Genomic DNA, 18,742 nt, shown 5'->3' with positions numbered 1-18,742 from the left:
TCGGTTGCCAAGCTGCGAAATCAAAAATGACCATACAAATAGCACCAGATGAACTTGTGGTAGATGATACCGTAACCAAATTTATTATGCGCTCCTATAAGCGTAGAATTTTAATCCTGATAGCAACAGCATTGCTGCTAACCAGTTTTATTATTGATATAAGCTGGGGGCCAAGCTTCATGCCTGTAGGTGATGTTTTGGCGACAATTGCCAACCCCTCAAGTGCTGATGTTCAGACTCATGTTATTGTTTGGGATTTACGGTTGCCAATCGCTATAATGGCGGTTCTTGTGGGTGCTATGCTGGGGTGTGCCGGGGCTGAGATGCAAACAATCCTCAACAATCCACTTGCTGATCCGTTCACATTGGGCATTTCATCGGCGGCAAGTTTCGGCGCTGCGCTAGCTATCGTATTTCAAATTAATCTCATTCCAATTGCAGGTCCATTTCTTGTGACTGTCAATGCATTTGTTCTGGCGCTTTCAACTTCGTTTATTATTTATGCATTTACCAAAATGCGAGGTGTTACGACGGAGACAATGGTTCTTGTTGGTATTGCCATGATGTTCACGTTCAATGCGCTTCTAGCTCTTATGCAGTATGCTGCTTCGGAGATACAACTTACGCAAATTGTTTTCTGGATGATGGGCTCTTTATCGCGTGCCAGCTGGCCAAAGGTGGCGATGTGTGTTGGGCTTCTGGCAATATCTATTCCTTATTTTATGTCGCGCAATTGGGCACTAACAGCTTTGCGGATGGGTGATGATAAAGCAGCCAGTTTGGGTGTTAATGTAAAAAGACTTCGTATTGAAATGCTTGTGCTTATCTCATTGCTTGCTGCAACAGCTGTGTCATTTGTCGGCACGATTGCCTTTGTTGGCTTAGTTGGCCCACATATTGCACGAATGATTGTGGGGGAAGATCAGCGATATTTCCTACCACTGTCAGCAGTTTCAAGCGGCTTAATCATGTCTCTAACATCGATTTTAAGTAAAGCACTAAATCCGGGGGTGGTTTATCCAATCGGGATGATTACATCACTTATTGGGATTCCCTTCTTCATAAGTCTTATCCTCTCAGTAAGAAGAAAGAGCTGGCAATGAATCTGGAAATAAAAAACCTTTCATTTAATTACCCAGGAAAAAATGTTCTTCGTGATGTAAACTTATCGGCTGATACACGAGGCGAAGTCATCGCTGTTATTGGGCCAAATGCAACAGGAAAATCGACACTCTTTCGATGTATCGCAGGATTGCTAAAACCTGCGAAGGGACAAATTTCGTTTAGTGGAAACACTGCGCAAGAGCTCGGTCCAGCTATGTGGAGCAAGCATGTTTGCTTCACGCCACAGTTTTTTTCCAGCAATGCAGCTTTGACTGTTTTTGAGACGGTGTTGCTTGCCAAAAAACATATGAACGGCTGGCGGGTGCGTAATCGGGATATCGAAGCCGTGTCAGATATACTTAGTGAGCTGAACATAGAACACCTTTCTCAGACATACATAAGTGATTTGTCAGGTGGCCAACAGCAAATGGCTTCACTGGCGCAAGCATTTGTTCGTACACCTGATATTTTTCTGCTTGATGAACCAACGAGTGCACTTGATCTTAAGCACCAACTTCAGATCATGCACACAGTGCGCAAGGTAACTCATGAGCGAAATACAACAACATTTGTAGCCCTTCATGATTTGAATTTGGCAGCACGTTATGCTGATAGGCTTATTCTCATGCGCGAAGGAATGATTATCGAAGATGGAGCAGCGTCTCAAGTACTCTCTTCAACTCACCTAGCCGATACCTATGGTGTTAACATTGAGATGTATGAGACGAAAGGGGGCGTAAAGGCCATTTCTGCGAGTTTGTAGAAGATTAGTGAATTCAAAGGATTAAGTGCAATGAGATTTAAGAAAATCGTGCTGGTGATTGGGATTTTATTATCAGCAACATTCTGCTCGGTTGCAGAAACCCATCTTGTTGAGATGCGAAATACTGACCCCAGTGACCCCAATAATATCAACCTGTTTAATCCCCCTATACTTCGTATTGGAAAAGGTGACAGTGTGAAATTTGTCGCAATTGATAAAGGCCACAATAGTGCTTCCAAAAAGGGAATGTTGCCCGAAGGAGGAATGCCTTGGAACAGCAGGCTCGATGAGGAGTTGGAGATTACTTTCGATCACGATGGTACATACGGATATATCTGTATTCCGCATTTACATATGGGAATGGTCGGTTTGATTTTAGTCGGTGATTATCAGGTGAATTATGAAGAGGCAAAGAATGTGCGACAGAGAGGCGGCGCTAGGAAAGCTTTCAGTGCTTTGTTCAAACAGGTGGATACCGCGGCGGTTAACCAGGGGCGGTGATGAATAATCATAAAGCGAAGTCAAGCGACATATCAATTTCAGAATCCGGTTTAGATTTTCATGAGGAAATGATGCTTGCAATATTCAGGCAATTTCTTCTCGCTTACACGGATGCAACGCAACCACACTGGGAGCGAGCTTTTGAGATATCCATAACAGTTTATGGCGAAGCGAATGGAGCATATGCGGCGTATGGATTGTTACGTATTTTACAGGCCGTACGTTCATCTCGGCGAGCTGTTTTCCGTTTTGTAAATCCATGCTGCGAAAACTGTGCTGTAAATTTGTCCGATCATGAACGCCACCTTATGAGAGCAATCCGTTTTGTAGGATCGGGTGATATGGCTAGCGCTCAGATGGAAGCTCTTATTTTGTGTGACGGATTTGAGACAGGGGCTACGTTAAAAGCTATCAAGGATATTTATAACTCGTCAGCAGAAAAAGATGCTGTTTTTGATGATTGATAAACTTATTTGCGAATAATTTTTATGAAAATTTACTCCAGCCTAGATGAACTGCTCAAAGTCTTATCGAGCAGTTCCATCCTATAGCACCTTCTAGTCGAATGCGATGATTAATTAATAGTCTTGTTCTGGAACAAGGGTCCGGTTTTCAGTACGCGATTATTATCATCTGTTTGAGCATATCAGCGCAGTGATAAACAAGGCACTCGTTTTGCCGCACATTAACAATTGGAAAGCTCCTCCATGAATTCGCTCCATATGACAGAATGTCCGGAAGCTGCACTTTTTTGAGCGGCCATACCCATGACAACTGCTTTCCAACCATCTTCTAACGTAACATCTGCTTCGTTTCGATTGCCGCGGACCAGCTCTAAAAAACCCTCATGTTGATAAAATGTGGAGCCATTATGATCACCTGCGTCCAGTAGTGTAGGGTCTACCGGGATTTGCTGGGTTTCAGGTCCCTTTGGTTCTCTTTTGCTGATAACAACCTTTGGCACCGGAGGCGATCCAAGATGGTCAGGCCAAAATCTGGCAGGTCCGGGAACATGAGCTTCAATTTTCCCGTCCGGTCCGATCACACTGACTTCTTCTTGGTAGCGAGACCCTTCTGCAAACATGCACAGTTCAAGCATGGATCGTATACCATTTTCAAACTCCACAATGACATAACCATTGTCTAATACATCGGGTTTACCATTGCTGTAGTTCTCATCTAGATGATTTACATCCTGACCTGCGCTTGCGACGATGCGTGTGGGTTCTGACTTGGTGATTAGGCGCATTAAATCAAAAAAATGACAACATTTTTCGACAAATGTTCCGCCGGACATCGCGTTAAATCGATTCCAATCACCAACCTTTGGAAGAAATGGGAAACGATGCTCACGGATTGTCAACATTTTCACATCGCCAATTGCATTGTGAAGAGAGCTACAAAGTGCGGTAATGGGGGGCATGTAACGATATTCCATTGCCACCCAGATAGGCGCTGGATAGTTTTCTTGAAACCTAAGAACTCTTCCAAATGTTTTTGGGTCTGTAAATAAGGGCTTTTCAACTAATATGGGCAATGGGCGAGTTTCAGCGATTGTTTCCAATTGCTCTAAGTGAATGTGGTTTGGGCTAACAATAACCAAGCAATCAAGTTCGCTCAGTGCCAATAGGTCTTCAATACTATTGCAAAGTGTTGCGTCAGGTGCAAATTCTGTGGCTTTTTTCGCCATGCATTCGTCTGGTTCAAATAATCCTATGACTTTCGTGTCTGGCAATAATGCAATATTTCTGAGGTGCTCCTGACCCATCATACCGCCACCGATTACTCCGTACTTGGTAATTTTTGACATTCTTCTTATTGTTTCCCTATTTTAGACGTGCGATGTAAACTGATTGATCGGTATCAAACCAAGTTCTTGAATATTCGATAGGTTCAGGATCGTTTGCCCAGCTGAACCTTTCAATGAAACCACAAATTTCTCCGGGTTTTTTACCAAATTTGGATGGGCTCCATGCAGGGACCTGAGCTATGCTAACCCTGTCTTCTGCTCGGTTGATCCAAAACCCCAGTTGTTTTTTGTAAAATTCATAAAGAGAGTCGGATAGTTTATCTTCAGGTATTTCGCCTGAGTTTCCATCAAGCCAAATTTCTTCAACGGCGATGATTGACTGATCCAGATATCGCAAACGGCGTATTCTCGTTGCATGGTTTGCAGTACCAAATACTGGTAGATCGGATGGTTTTTCCATCGCGCCAACAGATAAAATATCTGCTTTAGGGAGGCCGCCTCCTTCAGGGAGTTCAAGCCGGAACATAGAGTATATGCTGTTGACCTCGTCGCTATGGCGTATGTAGTTGCCAGAACCTTGAACGCGTTCCAGAAGTTTTTTATCAACCAGTATTGCAAGGGCTTTGCGTAATGTGCGGACGGTCGTGTTGAGTGATTGTGCAAGTTCGCGCTCTGGCGGAAGGCGCTCTCCATCGAGAAGACGTCCGGCACTGATCTCTCTTATTAATAGCTCGCTAATTTGAACATACATGGGGAGCTGGTTTGGACTTGAGTTCAATGTTTTCAAAATGTGACCCCCTTTCATTTTTTAATTTGAAAAAATTGATACACTATTGATACTTTTCAAACAAGATGATAATGTCTTGATAGTAAAAATTATTTTTCGGAGTTTGCGATGACAGTCGTACCCATTTCATCGCCAGATTTAAAAGAAGCTGAAGTGTCGTGGTTTTCAGCGCTTTGCTCTGATGATTATCAGTTTCTGGGCGTTCCCGACGGGAATTTACGCTCGAGTTGGGATCATTGTAGCAACATTGTAAAAGTTGCAGAGGCGCAAGGATTTAGAAATATTCTTTGCCCTTCATCCTATCAGGTTGGTCAGGATACATTATCGTTTGTGGCTGGCTGCGCTCCAATCACCAAGGATATCAATTTTCTTGCGGCTGTTCGTTGTGGTGAAATGCAACCGATCATGTTGGCGCGCACGATTGCTACGCTTGATCACATGCTTGAGGGCCGTCTGACAGTTAATATTATTAGTTCTGATTTTCCCGGGCAGAAAGAAGACAGTCAGTATCGTTATCAGCGTTCGCGTGAAGTTGTCGAGATATTAAAGCAAGCGTGGACGCAAGATGAGATTAATTATAAAGGTGAAATTTATGACTTCTCTAAAGGTCTTACAACTGATCCTGTAAAACCTTATCAAAATGGCGGCCCACTTCTATATTTCGGTGGCTATTCGCCTTCTGCATTGGATCTTTGTGGTGAACATTGTGACGTTTATCTTATGTGGCCGGAAAAGCAGGATGAACTTGCGGGCCGCATGAAGGCGGTGAATGCTGTCGCAGAGAAATATGATCGCACATTAGATTACGGATTGCGTGTTCATATGATTGTTCGCGATACTGAACAAGAAGCCAATGAATATGCCGAATATATTACCTCTAAGCTTGATGACGAATATGGGCGCATGATCCGCGAGCGAGCGCTGGATGCAACTTCTCTTGGTGTTTCACACCAATCAAAAAATCGCGATGTTGCCGATGAGTTTGGCTATATTGAACCTAATCTTTGGACAGGTGTTGGTCGTGCTCGTTCTGGCTGTGGCGCAGCGTTAGTAGGGTCGGCTGATCAGGTTTTATCTAAAATTGATGAATATAAGAAAATGGGCATGCGCGCTTTTATCTTCTCTGGTTATCCTCATATTGATGAAGCAGAATATTTTGGCAAACTTGTTTTGCCACACCTTGAAACTTGTTCTCTGCCACATGCCTATAATCGTGTTCCTGCTTCTGCACCTTCAACACCACTTGCTGAGGGAGTTCGTCGATAATGAATGACGTGGTTCGATGTAAAAATCAAATACCAATTTTGAGCACCACCGTGCTTGAACGAAAGGGTTGCAATGCTTGTACAGAAAATTGAAAATGAATGTACAGAGAATATACATAATCATCAGCAAGATATTGATCCATCAATATTGAGTAATGTGCACGTTTTGCAGACAGAAAACATTAAACCGAGTCCGGAGACTGAACGAGCTTACCGAGATGCTTTGGGGTGTTTTGGTACTGGCGTTACGTTGATCACAACAAATACAGAACAAGGCCCGATTGGCATGACCGTTAATTCCTTTGCATCTGTATCGCTTGATCCAGCACTTGTGCTTTGGTCTGTTGCTAAGAAATCTGGGCGATATGAGGCATTTAGGAATGCCTCTCACTATGCAATTCATGTTTTGGCAAAGGACCAAAAAGACTTGGCTTTATCCTTCGCAAAACATGCAGATGGTTTTGATAAGCACGACTGGGATATGAAATCGGGTACGGTTCCGCTTGCAAAACGTGTCTTAGCGCGGTTTGAATGTGAGCGTGAGACTGTTCATGATGGAGGTGATCATTCTATTCTTATAGGAAAAGTTGTTCGCTTTTCACAAAGAGCAGGCCAACCGTTAATCTTTACAGCCGGCAAGTTCGGCACATTTTCAGATAATGATACGATCTAGGAGAGATTTAGCATAATCTGGAATTCAAAATAATCTGGGGAGGGTATTTTGAAACTACTATCAGTATTACTGACTATCTTAAGTAGAATAAATGACAAACTACTAAGTTTTGGTCGAAGCATCGCGTGCATCGCGATGGTCTTGATGGTCTTTTGTATTCTACTTCAAATATTTTTCCGGTACGCATTAAACAATGCGCTTCCTTGGCCAGAAGAAGCAGCACGTGCTCTGATGATCTGGATGATGGCTCTTGTTGCGCCTTCTGCATATCGCTACGCGGGGTTTGTAGCCATAGAAATGGTGCCGGACATGATGCCGAGGAAAATCCGTGCTCTACTCATGTTTGCAATATTGGTGCTTGCAACGATGGTGATAGCGGTCATGTTAAGTCACGCTTGGGCGCATTTCTCTGCCCCGCTGTTGTTTGATTCATCCGGCTTGAACCGATTGTTACAAGATAGCGGTATCAACCAGCTTTTGGGGACAAGTCTCGAGTTTAAAACGGCTTATGTTTATTTGGCTATGACGGTTTTACTTGTCGTCATGCTGATTGTATCGGCAGAGTTAATCTTACGCCAAGTTGGGCAGTTTCTTTGGTCTGAGGAAGAGTTCCCGACGCTGCAAGCTCCAGCAATCATGGCAGGGGGGTAATCATGTTAGCACTGTTTCTCCCTCTATTTTTATTGTTCCTACTGGTTGGTGTGCCTGTTTTCTTTGCTATGTTGGCGGCACCGGGATTACTATTATATTTCAATGGTCAAGAGCGCGATGTTGCACTCATGTATCGCAATATTTTTAATGGTATGGACAATGGTGTATTGCTGGCAATCCCATTCTTTATGCTCGCTGGCGAACTGATGAACCGTGGTGGTATTACCGAGCGTTTGGTGGGTTTTTGCCAGGCGATTATTGGTTCAGTGCGCGGCGGTTTGGCGCAGGTTAACATCTTGTCTTCCATGTTGTTTGCCGGAATGTCGGGGTCAGCAGTGGCGGACACGTCTGCGCTGGGTTCCATGCTTATTCCAGCCATGGAAAAAGAAGGATACACACGTAAGTTTTCCGCAGCAATTACTGCCGCATCGTCAGTTATTGGCCCGATTATTCCGCCATCAGGTATTATGATTATTTATGCATATGTCATGGAAGTTTCCGTTGCAGCCTTATTCGCTGGTGGGATTATTCCAGGGATTTTGGTTGGCTTGGGTTTAATGATCGTCACACGCGTTATGGCAAATCATTATGAATATCCCGCGGCCAAACGCGTTGTGTTGCGTAATGTCACTATTTCACCAATTGAAAATATCGCAGCACGCATTCTTGCAAGATTAATGCTGGCGGCTGTGCTTTATCCGTTGGTAACGAAACTTGGTAGTTTTGGTGACGAGATGTCTGGAGGAGCGACCGCTCTTGCTTTTGTTATTGCTCTGTTGGTGGGTGAGGTATTGGTCCAAATTCAACGACGCATGATGTCGCAAGATTTCCGAACGGTTACAAAACGAGCTGTGCTGCCGCTGTTAACACCAGTTATTATTCTTGGTGGTATATTGGGCGGTATAGCGACGCCAACGGAAGCTTCTGCGCTTGCGGTTGCCTATGCAGCGATCCTTGGCTTAGTTGTATTGCGCACACTCAAATTCAATGAGTTACCAGGTGTTTTGGTACGTTCTGCAACTACATCTGGTGTTGTGCTATTGTTGGTTGGTGCTGCGATGGCATTTAAGACAGTTGTCAGCTTGTCGCATGCTGCAGAAGATCTGGCGGTGTTTATTGTTTCAATCACGAGCGACCCGCTGTTCCTTTTGCTATTGATTAATATCCTTCTGTTTATTGTTGGTATGTTTTTGGATGCAGGGCCGGCAATTATTATTTTGGGGCCTATTCTGGCTCCGATCTTTATTAATATGGGAATTCATCCCGTTCATTTTGCGATGATCATGTCAGTCAACTTGACCGTTGGTTTAGCCACCCCGCCTATGGGGTTGGTATTGTTCGTTGCATCATCAGTTTCAGGCGTGAAAGTGGAAACAATTTCACGCGCAATCCTACCTTTTCTGGCTGTAGAAGTATTCGTGATTTTCCTGATTACATATTTCCCGATTATATCATTGGGAATACCTAAATGGCTGGGATTTGTGAAAGATGCAGACCTTATGGGCCCGTTGCTAGCGGCCATATTCTAGGTTTTTGAAAAATTATATCCCTGTTCATGGGGCTATATGTGTTTACTATAACGAACCATGGTGGTTTGATAATTGGAGGAAAAATATGAATAAACTTCTAAACAGTTTGGGTGCTGCTGCCCTTGGTCTGAGTCTTTTTGCAGGTACAGCGGTCTCGTCATTTGCAGCAGACATTAACATCCGCGCGACTGCAAATTCGAATGAAAATGACGAAGATTATGATGGTCTGGTTGTTTTCAAGAACTATGTTGAGGCAGCGTCAAACGGCAAAATCTCTGTTGAGCTTTTCATTGGCACTCAGCTTTGCTCAAAAGGTGCTGAATGTCTTCAAGGTGTCGCAGATGGTACGATTGATGTATACATCTCAACATCTGGTGGCGCTGCAGGTGCCTTCCCATATGTTCAAGTATTGGATCTGCCATATCTAATGGCAAATGATCGTGTTGCCGAAGCTGTCTTACAGAGCGATTTCACACGCACTGTGCGTGATATGGCTTTAGCTGATTCAGGAGACAAAATTCGTTTGATGACTGTTGGCAATACTGGTGGCTGGCGTAATTTTGCGAATACAAAACGTCGTGTTCAATCACCTACTGACATGGAAGGTCTAAAAATCCGCACAGTTGTTGCCGATCTTCCTCAGGAGTTGGTTAAAGCGCTCGGTGCTGCGCCTACGCCTATCCCGTGGCCAGAGCTTTTCACATCGTTCCAAACTGGTGTAGTTGAAGGTTCAAAAAATGGTATCACAGACATTATGGGCATGAAGTTCCCGGATGCTGGTCTTCAGTACGTGACATTAGATGGTCATGCTTACATGGGTGCTCTTTGGTGGATGAGCAACGACAAATTTAAGTCGATGCCTGAAGATCTTCGTCAAGTTGTTATCGATGGTTTCTCTGCTCTTCAGCAAGCAACGTTTGCATCTCCTAAGCGTAAATCAATTGCAGCTTACGAAGCATTTGTTGCAGGTGGTGGTGACCTGTATGTGCCAACACCGGAAGAAAAAGCAGCCTTTAAGGCAGCGGCGTCACCAGTATATGACTGGTTTAAGACAAATGTAAAAGGCGGCGAAGAAGTCTTCAATGCGCTAACATCTGCTGTTGCCGATGCAGAAGCTTCAATTAAAGAAGCGAATATGAAAGACCTCAACTAAGAAGGTCAAACATAACACTGGCCTCGCGATTTTCGCGGGGCTTTTTCGTCCGTCTTGTTGACGAAAAGTATCTTTCTTTTCATAAAGTAGCGTAAATTAAATAACGCAGTGATACACTGAATTATCTAAATGGATATAACCAAACTTTGTAATCATCGATTAAAATATGGGCTTTATCAATTTGTTCCTTGGTCATTTTTTTTACCACTTCTTCTTGCGATATCGCAGCATCAGGATCACCGCCGATGGCCGAGAGAACGTACCACATATAAGCGCGGGTAAGGTCGGGTGCCGGCATGCCGCGACCGACTTCATAATACCAACCAATGCCGCTTTGCGCCCCTGGATGCCCTTTAAGAGATGCACGCAAATACCATTCAAACGCCCGCTCATCATCGCGTTCAACGCCCAAGCCCAGCGCATACAAAACGCCTATCAATTCTTCTGCGTCTGCATTGCCGGAGCGTGCCAGCGGCAAAAACTCTTCCATCGCGGCTTTGAAGTCGTTTTTCTCCATAAAGTCGCGACCTTCTTCAAGTCCGGCAAAAACGGGCTGGCTCATAAAAAGTGCAGATACAAACGCAAATGTAGCAAATTTATTTTTCAATCGGGTCTCCTGTTGGGCGCTCTGGTTAGTTTTCTTAGTTCCGCGACTGCAGAAGTTCCAGCTCAATTAGGTTCACAAGATTTCATAAAATTTGATCGTCAGCAAGCCGCAATTGGCCAGTTGTTATTCTATGATAAAATCTTATCTGGCAATAGAAATATTGCTTGTTCAACTTGTCATCATCCAGATTTTGGTACAGCGGACGGATTGCCTTTGGGCGTAGGTGAGGGCGGTAAAGGTCTTGGTCCTGAACGGACAACGGGGATGGGCGATAATCGCATAAAAAAGCGTATCCCTCGAAATGCCCCAGCACTTTGGAATTTAGGCGCGAAGTCTATCCATACCATGTTTCATGATGGACGCCTTAGTATAAGCGAGCGCTATGAGAATGGTTTTGATAGTCCTGCGGAGGAATGGTTGCCTAAGGGGTTTAATTCGCTGTTGGCCGCCCAAGCTGTTTTTCCACTTGTTGCGCAATTTGAAATGGCGGGCAATCCAAAAGAAAATGAAATTGCCGGTGCTGTTCATGATCGAATTGATGCAGCCTGGCCGTTACTAGCTAAACGCGTTCGCATCATACCGGAATATGGCAAAGCTTTTGTTCAAGCATTTGACCATATAGAGCGTGCCGATCAAATTACTATTGTCGATATTGCAAATGCGTTGGCGGCTTTCATGGGTACTGAATGGCAAAGTTTTGATAGCCCTTACGATGACTTTTTAGGCGGGAACCAGCTCGCGCTGACGCCCGAACAGAAAAGCGGCATGGATTTGTTTTTTGGTAAGGCAAATTGTGTGGATTGTCATTCTGGAGCGCTTTTAAGCGATCAGAAGTTTCATGCGCTTCAATTGCCCGCATTCGGCCCGGGGCGTACGCGCCGGTTTGATCCCATTCCCCGCGATGTTGGGCGAATGGGAAAGTCAGATTTGTTGGAAGATGCATATCGTTTTCGCACACCAATGTTGCGCAATGTTGCGTTGACTGCTCCTTATGGCCACAATGGTGCCTATCCGACACTTGAAGGCATAGTTCGTGCACATGTGGAAGAAACCCCGATGTGGTCGCGAGCTTTGGTCAAATTACCAACTGCACCATGGATCCAATCTGTAGATTTCGCGATACAGGACGATTATCGGGAAATGAAGCGACAATCGGATGTGCGTGATACAGACGTAATCAATCTGAGTGATAATGAAATTGGTGAATTGGTTGCATTTCTCAATGGATTGACGGGTAAAACAGTTGATGCAACGCCATTTGGGATTCCGAAAGCTGTTCCGAGTGGTCTGGATTTAGATTAATCCAATCATGTAATGTTTGTTAAATTCTAAGAGCGCTATGTAAACAACGCATAGATCAACGTTACCATCGAGGTTCGAGATCTATGCGTTGAATGCTGATCTAATCGCGTTGACCTTGAACAATTCTGTTCAAAATCATTGCGCAGAAGAGAATTGCAAAACCTGCCAATATTCCTTGCCCAACGGAAGAGTATTGTAGGGCTTCAAGAACATCTTCGCCCAATCCCTTTGCGCCAATCAATGAGGCAACAACAACCATGGCTAGGCTGAGCATGATGGTCTGATTGATGCCAGCTAGGATCGATGGTGCTGCGAGCGGCAAATCGACCTTAGTAAGCAAATACCATTTGGATGCACCATAGGCTATTGCGGCCTCCCGAACAGCCTCTGGCACACCCCGCATTCCAAGAACGGTAAGACGGACAACCGGGGTGCCACCAAAGATCATTGTTGTAATGACCGCAGCAGGTTTGCCGACGCTGAAGAAAGCAATGACAGGGATCATGAAGACAAATGACGGCATGGTTTGCATGAAATCCATGATGGGTCTGATGATTGCATAAAATCTAGGACGCCTTGCACAGAACAGGCCTAATGGCACACCAAGTGCAATGGATATACATGCTGCTGTTCCTAAAAGAGCCAAGGTTGTCATAGCCTTTTCCCAGAACCCAAACAGACCCATATACGCTAAGAATGCGGATGAAGCGACTGCTCCTGCAATGCCCGCAGAAAGCCATGTTAAGAGGATAATGATACTTGCGATAACTGGCCATGGCGTTTCAACGAACAGAACTTCGAGACCATCAAGAACGACGCGAATTCCATAGCTTACAAAATCGAATAACCATTGTCCTGAAGATCGAATAAACTCGAATAATTGCTCAACAACTTTAATTGCAGTTAGGCGAATATTCACGTCCGTTGGGAAATCCGCAAGCCAAGGCATTATGCCCGGGAAGGCAAAATGAACGATACTGACAGCGAAGATAAGTAACACAAAAACGGAGCTAGTTATCGTTCGAAATGGATTTAGACCAGCTTTTATGGTTCGATCAGAAAGCCAGATGGAGAACCGACCTTCTAATGCGGCGTTCGCAATAATTCCTTCGAAAAATTTGGTGATCAATAGCAATGTTAGGCCAAATAGGGCGATCCAGACGGCATTTTGTTCGGCAACGAGTATTTCGGTATTAATGTCTACGATGGCTTGTTCCAATGAAGCAATCGCACGCTTGAAAACATCAACGTTGTCAGCACCCTTATTAATCGCGGCTTCCAACTGTTGATTTCGAAAATCTAAAGTTCCCTCGATTTGCGATATTCTTTCTCGTGCACCTGCGCTTAAATCACCGAAAGTACCGCGCGCGATCTGAATGAGGGCAAATGTTTCTACAATGACAAATGGTAGGCCCCAGTTCCAAATTCCCCGCATGCCATACCAGATTGGCCCAAGAAGAGCTGCCATCCAGTTGAAGGTGTAGGTAAATGAAGCTGATGCTCCAATTTTAGCAAAGTTTTTGCTGTAATAATCCGGACTACTTTGTACAAATTCTCGGAGCAACTCATCGCGGTTCTCTGCACGATCAGCAGCGAGCTCTTGTGCGCTTTTGTCTTCGATCACTGAATCCATAACCATTATGATGTCTCCGTACCTTCAATAACTGTTCGTAATAAATCACTTTGATCAATCACGCCCTGTATCTTTCCATCTGCGTCAGTAATTGCCATAGGCTCTTTGTGCTCAATGGCATGTTCAATCAGCACACTGAGCGATGCATCCAGTGGGAATGAATGGCTGGATTTTGAGAGCTTGCCATTATCTTGTTCGTATTGAGCTAAGGGTTGCATGACAGTATGAGCTTTTACCACCTTTAATCGTGATATTCCGGCAACGAAATCAGAAACATATTCATCTGCTGGGTTTAAGACGATGTCTTCCGGTGTTCCGATTTGAACGACGCGGCCATCGCGCATAATTGCAATCCTGTCACCAATCCGAACGGCCTCATCTAAATCGTGTGTGATAAACACAGTTGTCTTATTCATTTGAGAGGCGAGCTTCATAAACTCGTTTTGCAATTGTCTGCGGATTAGTGGATCCAGCGCACTGAATGGTTCATCCATAAGTAATATTTTAGGATCCGCAGCAAGTGCTCTTGCAAGGCCTACCCGTTGTTGCATCCCGCCTGATAGTTCATGGGCAAATTTGTTTCCCCATCCGGTTAATTCAACCATATCAATGGTGCGTTCTGCAATTTCATTGCGCTCATTCTTGTTAATGCCGCGAATTTCGAGCGGCATAGCGACGTTATCCAGAACAGAACGATGCGGCATCAATCCAAAGTTTTGAAACACCATGGAGATGTGCTCGTTTCGATATTGTCGCAACAGATCAGGGGGCATGGCCATTATGTCTTCGCCATTGACGAGAATTTGACCAGCTGTGGGTTCAAGAAGGCGATTAATATGTCGGACCAATGTTGACTTCCCACTACCGGAAAGGCCCATGACACAGAATATTTCACCGGGATTGATGCTCATGTTCGCATCGGCTACGCCGACGACACATCCGTGTTTTTCGAGGACTTGCTTCTTCGTAAATCCTTCATTCTTGATATCTTTTAGAGCGTTTTCGGCATTTTTGCCGAAAATTTTCCAAACGCCTGATATCTCGATAGAATAGCCTTGCTGTTTCATGTCGATCCTGAGGTGTTATATAAACGGGAATTGGTGCCCAACATTGTGGGCACCATGTCGAGTGTGGACTAATTTAGCCCAAGCCAGCCATCAACGCGGTCAGAATTTTCCGCGACCCATTTTTTGGCAACGTCACTCGCTGATTTTCCACCTTCAATTTCAAAAGCAAAACTGGATACATCTTCACTTGTCAATTTCATGTTTTTGAGCAATTCGGTGATTGCCGGTGAACGTGATGATAAAGATTTTGAATAGGCAATTTGCACTTGTTTCAAAGCATCTTCGGTCATGACTTTTGAATTTTCATACCAGTTCGGATCTTCGGAAGGCTGTAAAGCCTTATATTTTGCGGCATCAAAAGCAGGTTCTTCAAGTCTCACGACATCGTGCTGGAACCAGATGGCATGTGGTGAATAGCAGTAGAACGCATAACCAATACCTTTTTTGATGGAATCGCCAACTGTTGCGGTCATAACCGACTGATCAGCACGAACAGCATCCATGAACGGCAGTAGACCGTAGTCGCGTACTTTAACTTGATTGACATTTGCAGATGCCCAGCCCGGAGCGCCTACCCATATTTCACCCTTACCATTGCCATCAGCATCCATAAGTTTTGCAATTTCTGGACGTGCTAGATCAAAGATAGATGTGACACCATTTTTTTCAGAGAAATCTTTTGAAACACAAAAGCTCTGTTTTCCTTCATAGGCATTTTCAGAAAGTGCGACGTTACCTGTGCCGTCAACATATTTATCAGTGAAGCTTTTTTGGTTGGGCAACCAAACGTCTGGATGGACATCAATATCACCTTTCCCAGCGTCCATTGCAGCAAAAATTGCAGCATTGTCGCCTGGGACCAGCTCCGCCTCACTACCCATTTTACTTGTTACAACTTCCTGAATGAGGTGAGCAATTGCCTGCGCGCCGGTCCAAGCAGGTGCACCAATTTTAACGGTTTCCGCCATCAAAGCAGTTGATGACATTGCAAGTGCTGCCACTGCGCCAATAATAGTTTTTTTCATTTTATAGTTCCCTTTTTTATAGCAACCCATCTGTTGTCCGACGGGTATTTCGACATTTTGTTTTAGTTGGATTGTGTTGGCAAAAAATCCTTTACGATTGCGTTGAAAAATATAGGTTTTTCCATGTGCACATTGTGTGCACAGTTTGAAACGACGACCAAACAACTGTTTTCGATACCGTGCCAAAGTGCTTCGGGTTGGCTTTGGTTATAGGATCGATCACTTTCTCCCCAAATGATCAGTGTTTTAGCGCGAATGTTTTTTAATTCCTCTCGGCCATCCCAGTTCTCCCATGCGGTGAGACTGGCTAAAGCTGCTTGCATATTTGCTTGCAACCCAAGTTCAACACATTGATCATAACCTTCTGCATCTTCCCTGTGTAAAAACCAAGTTGCGGCGATACGTTTAACGGTTTTTTCTAACCCATCATTGTTCAATCGGTCGCGTGATTGCTCAATGGTTTCAAAGCGATCGGGTAGTACGCCAACAGGTCCAGTTCCGTAACATATCAGATGATCGATGCGATCGGGAGCAATTGCAGCCATTGCTTGAACAATCATTCCACCCATGGAATGTCCCATCAGGTGGAACTTATCAACACCTCTATCCGTAAGCTCTGACAATAACAGATTTGCTATATCAATAATAGAGTTCGGCGCTTTAACTTGCGCGCTATCTGCAAAACCGGGAAGATTAGGTACGATAACTTTAAAATGGTCTTTAAAAAATTCGAGTTGTTCTTGCCAGATATCAGCGCCTGCTAAATATCCGTGAACTAGAACCAGGGGAAACCCTTTTCCGGCAGTTTTAAAGACCAGTTCGTTCATTCAGCCGCCTGTTGTCTTGAAAACAGATGTTCATAAGCAAATAATGCTGCCGAGCCACCGGTATGAAGGAATACGACGTTCTCGTCTTTTTTGAAGTATCCTTTTTGTATGAGGCCTATAAGTCCAGCCATGCCTTTTCCGGAATATACGGGATCGAGGAAGATAGCTTCTTCTGTTGCCAACATGCTTATCGCATCGACCATTTCATCGGTAGGCTGACCATAACCCGGGCCAACATATTCATCATAGGCTTCTACTTTGCTTCGTGCGAGGTCGCCTTTTGCTCCGATCAAATCAGCCGTAGCACAAGCAAGTTTATGAACATTGTCGATTTGTTTTTCTTTGGCAGCTCTCACTGATATCCCGACGATATCGATAGGGGTGTTCATTGCATGAAAACCCGCAACCAGACCAGCCTGCGTTCCTGCGCTACCGGTTGCATGCACCAGTTTGTCGATGCGCAGGCCCTGTTGATCCGCCTGATAAACCAGCTCCGCCGCTGCATTTGCATATCCAAGAGCACCCACTGTGTTAGAGCCGCCGCCTGGTATGAAGTAGGGCTTTAAACCTTTTTCCTGAAGTTTATCTGCGTATTCCTGACCTTCTTTGTTCATATCTAGACCTTCAGGTCGAAATTCATATTCGCACTTAAGTAGATCGTCAAAGAATACATTTCCCGTTTGCGCATATCTATCGCCCTGATTGACCACGCGGTGTTCAAGCAATGCGAAACATTTCATACCCAACTTTCTTGCTGCTGCTGCTGTTTGGCGAACGTGGTTCGATTGTGTTGCACCTTGAGTTACCAGCGTGTCGGCACCCTTTGCTACAGCGTCAGCTACGAGAAATTCGAGTTTTCTTGTTTTGTTGCCGCCAGTGGCTAACCCTGTACAATCATCTCGCTTAATCCATAATTGCGGCCCACCTAGAGCTTTTGTTAAGTTTTCCATTTTTTCTAAAGGCGTTGGGAAGTGCCCAAGAGAAATTCGGTTAAAGCGAGCTAGATGCATGTGTTTTCTTTCTGGGTTATTTTTATTTTCTTTAATATTCTTGATATCTCAAAATTTTACCAATGTTATATTTTCATTTTGTTATTCCAAATTTGCATAACGTATAAAACTCTGTTTTTATAAGGCCTTAAAGGAGAGTAAATGGACACTAAATGGTTGGAAGACTTTGTCAGCTTTGCGCATCATCTTAATTTTACGAAAGCTGCCAATGAGAGAAATATTACTCAATCTGCGTTTTCACGTCGAATAAGGTCATTAGAACTTTGGGTCGGTGCAGATTTAGTCGATCGACGCTCATTCCCGGCTTTGCTGTCTCGAGCGGGAAAAGAGTTTTTGCCAATTGCAAAAGAGCTGTTGCAGAATTTACAACGTGGTAGAGAAGAGGTTCGGCAAACGATTGGGATTGAGCTGGATACTCTTCGTTTTGCTGCCCCCCATTCGATCTCCATTCATAACCTCATGCCTTTGCTTTCCGAACTTGGACATATTATTCCAAATTTAAAAACACGTGTTACGTCAGATAACCTTTATAATTGCTGCGATCATCTTTCGGAGCAAAATAGCGATTTTCTTGTTTGCTACAGATCTCCAGATGTTGCACTAACGCTTGATGAAGAGCGTTTTCAATTCATAGAGATAGGTGCAGACCGTCTGGTTCCAGTCCTATCTGCAAGTTTGTATCCGTCATTTGTGGAAGCTGAAAAAAAACCTCTGCCATATCTATGTTACTCTACGGGATCATTTTTGGGGCTCATAGTTGATAAATTGATTGATACTAAACAGCCAAACTTATTTGTTCGCCACACAGATGCATTTTCTGAATCTCTTAAAAGCTTGTGTCTGCAAGGGGCCGGTATTGCATGGCTATCAGAGGCTGCGATTAAGTCAGAGATTGCTAGAAAAGAGTTAATCGTAATTGGTGAGGATGATTGGCAAGTCGATTTAAAATTGGTCATTTATACAGAGCCAACATTGCACACTGCGCAAAGCAAAATCGCATGGAACTTTTTCAGTAAGATTGGACAATAGACCAAGGTTGCATTTATCTGTTTTGATGGAACGATGGGGATGTTTTTTTCTTGATAGACACCTCCT

At 44.2% G+C, this 18,742-nt stretch carries 19 protein-coding genes; 11 read left to right on the top strand and 8 right to left on the bottom strand.

The window, feature by feature from the left end; all coding sequences use genetic code 11:
- The first annotated feature begins 26 nt into the window (after nucleotides 1-26).
- Genes G3W54_RS09510 through G3W54_RS09495 form a run of 4 tightly spaced genes read left to right on the top strand, consistent with a single transcriptional unit; the run spans nucleotide 27 to nucleotide 2,832 of the window.
- Nucleotides 27-1,103, top strand: a complete 1,077-nt coding sequence (locus G3W54_RS09510) for an iron ABC transporter permease (RefSeq protein ID WP_162652825.1) — start codon at nucleotides 27-29, stop codon at nucleotides 1,101-1,103.
- Nucleotides 1,100-1,867, top strand: coding sequence for an ABC transporter ATP-binding protein (locus tag G3W54_RS09505; protein WP_162652824.1), 768 nt, complete (start codon nucleotides 1,100-1,102; stop codon nucleotides 1,865-1,867). Before G3W54_RS09510 ends, G3W54_RS09505 begins: the two co-directional genes overlap by 4 nt.
- A 30-nt stretch (nucleotides 1,868-1,897) precedes the next feature.
- Nucleotides 1,898-2,368, top strand: coding sequence for a pseudoazurin (locus G3W54_RS09500; protein WP_162652823.1), 471 nt, complete (start codon nucleotides 1,898-1,900; stop codon nucleotides 2,366-2,368).
- The gene (locus G3W54_RS09495) at nucleotides 2,368-2,832 is read left to right on the top strand and encodes a hypothetical protein (protein WP_162652822.1); all 465 of its coding nucleotides are present in this window, start codon (nucleotides 2,368-2,370) and stop codon (nucleotides 2,830-2,832) included. The genes G3W54_RS09500 and G3W54_RS09495 overlap by 1 nt, the downstream gene beginning before the upstream one ends.
- A gap of 221 nt (nucleotides 2,833-3,053) precedes the next feature.
- Here the strand turns inward: G3W54_RS09495 and G3W54_RS09490 are convergent, their stop codons facing one another.
- Nucleotides 3,054-4,178, bottom strand: a complete 1,125-nt coding sequence (locus tag G3W54_RS09490; protein WP_162652821.1) for a Gfo/Idh/MocA family oxidoreductase — start codon at nucleotides 4,176-4,178, stop codon at nucleotides 3,054-3,056.
- 16 nt (nucleotides 4,179-4,194) lie between these two features.
- Nucleotides 4,195-4,869: a GntR family transcriptional regulator gene (locus G3W54_RS09485; RefSeq protein WP_197742855.1), complete on the bottom strand. Its 675-nt coding sequence runs from the start codon at nucleotides 4,867-4,869 to the stop codon at nucleotides 4,195-4,197.
- 144 nt (nucleotides 4,870-5,013) lie between these two features.
- Here G3W54_RS09485 and G3W54_RS09480 point away from each other — a divergent pair, with 144 nt between their 5' ends.
- The 5 genes from G3W54_RS09480 to dctP all read left to right on the top strand — a co-directional run bounded on the left by G3W54_RS09480 (nucleotide 5,014) and on the right by dctP (nucleotide 10,176).
- Nucleotides 5,014-6,171 carry an LLM class flavin-dependent oxidoreductase gene (locus G3W54_RS09480; RefSeq protein WP_162652819.1) on the top strand — a complete coding sequence of 386 codons (1,158 nt, stop codon included), beginning with the start codon at nucleotides 5,014-5,016 and terminating at the stop codon, nucleotides 6,169-6,171.
- 72 nt (nucleotides 6,172-6,243) lie between these two features.
- Nucleotides 6,244-6,843: a flavin reductase family protein gene (locus tag G3W54_RS09475; protein ID WP_162652818.1), complete on the top strand. Its 600-nt coding sequence runs from the start codon at nucleotides 6,244-6,246 to the stop codon at nucleotides 6,841-6,843.
- Between the two features lie 48 nt (nucleotides 6,844-6,891).
- Complete coding sequence (locus G3W54_RS09470; RefSeq protein WP_162652817.1) at nucleotides 6,892-7,494, top strand: TRAP transporter small permease subunit; 603 nt, start codon at nucleotides 6,892-6,894, stop codon at nucleotides 7,492-7,494.
- A gap of 2 nt (nucleotides 7,495-7,496) precedes the next feature.
- The gene (locus G3W54_RS09465; RefSeq protein WP_162652816.1) at nucleotides 7,497-9,023 is read left to right on the top strand and encodes a TRAP transporter large permease; all 1,527 of its coding nucleotides are present in this window, start codon (nucleotides 7,497-7,499) and stop codon (nucleotides 9,021-9,023) included.
- A gap of 85 nt (nucleotides 9,024-9,108) precedes the next feature.
- A complete protein-coding gene (dctP, locus tag G3W54_RS09460; protein ID WP_162652815.1) occupies nucleotides 9,109-10,176 on the top strand; it encodes a TRAP transporter substrate-binding protein DctP in 1,068 nt (355 codons plus the stop codon).
- Nucleotides 10,177-10,297: 121 nt separating this feature from the next.
- On the opposite strand, the gene G3W54_RS09455 is transcribed toward dctP, so the two are convergent.
- Complete coding sequence (locus G3W54_RS09455) at nucleotides 10,298-10,783, bottom strand: tetratricopeptide repeat protein (protein ID WP_244627868.1); 486 nt, start codon at nucleotides 10,781-10,783, stop codon at nucleotides 10,298-10,300.
- A 12-nt stretch (nucleotides 10,784-10,795) separates the two neighbouring features.
- Here G3W54_RS09455 and G3W54_RS09450 point away from each other — a divergent pair, with 12 nt between their 5' ends.
- The gene (locus G3W54_RS09450) at nucleotides 10,796-12,085 is read left to right on the top strand and encodes a cytochrome c peroxidase (protein WP_197742816.1); all 1,290 of its coding nucleotides are present in this window, start codon (nucleotides 10,796-10,798) and stop codon (nucleotides 12,083-12,085) included.
- 100 nt (nucleotides 12,086-12,185) lie between these two features.
- On the opposite strand, the gene G3W54_RS09445 is transcribed toward G3W54_RS09450, so the two are convergent.
- From G3W54_RS09445 to G3W54_RS09425, 5 genes are all read right to left on the bottom strand, one after another.
- Nucleotides 12,186-13,724, bottom strand: coding sequence for an ABC transporter permease subunit (locus G3W54_RS09445; RefSeq protein ID WP_197742815.1), 1,539 nt, complete (start codon nucleotides 13,722-13,724; stop codon nucleotides 12,186-12,188).
- A complete protein-coding gene (locus G3W54_RS09440; protein WP_162652813.1) occupies nucleotides 13,724-14,785 on the bottom strand; it encodes a glycine betaine/L-proline ABC transporter ATP-binding protein in 1,062 nt (353 codons plus the stop codon). Before G3W54_RS09440 ends, G3W54_RS09445 begins: the two co-directional genes overlap by 1 nt.
- 68 nt (nucleotides 14,786-14,853) lie before the next feature.
- Nucleotides 14,854-15,810, bottom strand: coding sequence for a glycine betaine ABC transporter substrate-binding protein (locus G3W54_RS09435; protein WP_162652812.1), 957 nt, complete (start codon nucleotides 15,808-15,810; stop codon nucleotides 14,854-14,856).
- 62 nt (nucleotides 15,811-15,872) lie between these two features.
- On the bottom strand, nucleotides 15,873-16,637 hold the full coding sequence (locus tag G3W54_RS09430) for an alpha/beta hydrolase (protein ID WP_162652811.1): 765 nt from the start codon (nucleotides 16,635-16,637) through the stop codon (nucleotides 15,873-15,875).
- Nucleotides 16,634-17,647, bottom strand: a complete 1,014-nt coding sequence (locus tag G3W54_RS09425; RefSeq protein ID WP_162652810.1) for a D-cysteine desulfhydrase — start codon at nucleotides 17,645-17,647, stop codon at nucleotides 16,634-16,636. Before G3W54_RS09425 ends, G3W54_RS09430 begins: the two co-directional genes overlap by 4 nt.
- 141 nt (nucleotides 17,648-17,788) lie before the next feature.
- Here G3W54_RS09425 and G3W54_RS09420 point away from each other — a divergent pair, with 141 nt between their 5' ends.
- The gene (locus tag G3W54_RS09420) at nucleotides 17,789-18,676 is read left to right on the top strand and encodes a LysR substrate-binding domain-containing protein (RefSeq protein ID WP_162652809.1); all 888 of its coding nucleotides are present in this window, start codon (nucleotides 17,789-17,791) and stop codon (nucleotides 18,674-18,676) included.
- Nucleotides 18,677-18,742: the final 66 nt, after the last annotated feature.

Origin of the sequence: Lentilitoribacter sp. Alg239-R112, from assembly GCF_900537175.1 — a bacterium.
In the GTDB taxonomy this organism is placed as follows: Bacteria; Pseudomonadota; Alphaproteobacteria; order Rhizobiales; family Rhizobiaceae; genus Lentilitoribacter.
This window is presented reverse-complemented; position numbering and strand designations above follow the sequence as displayed.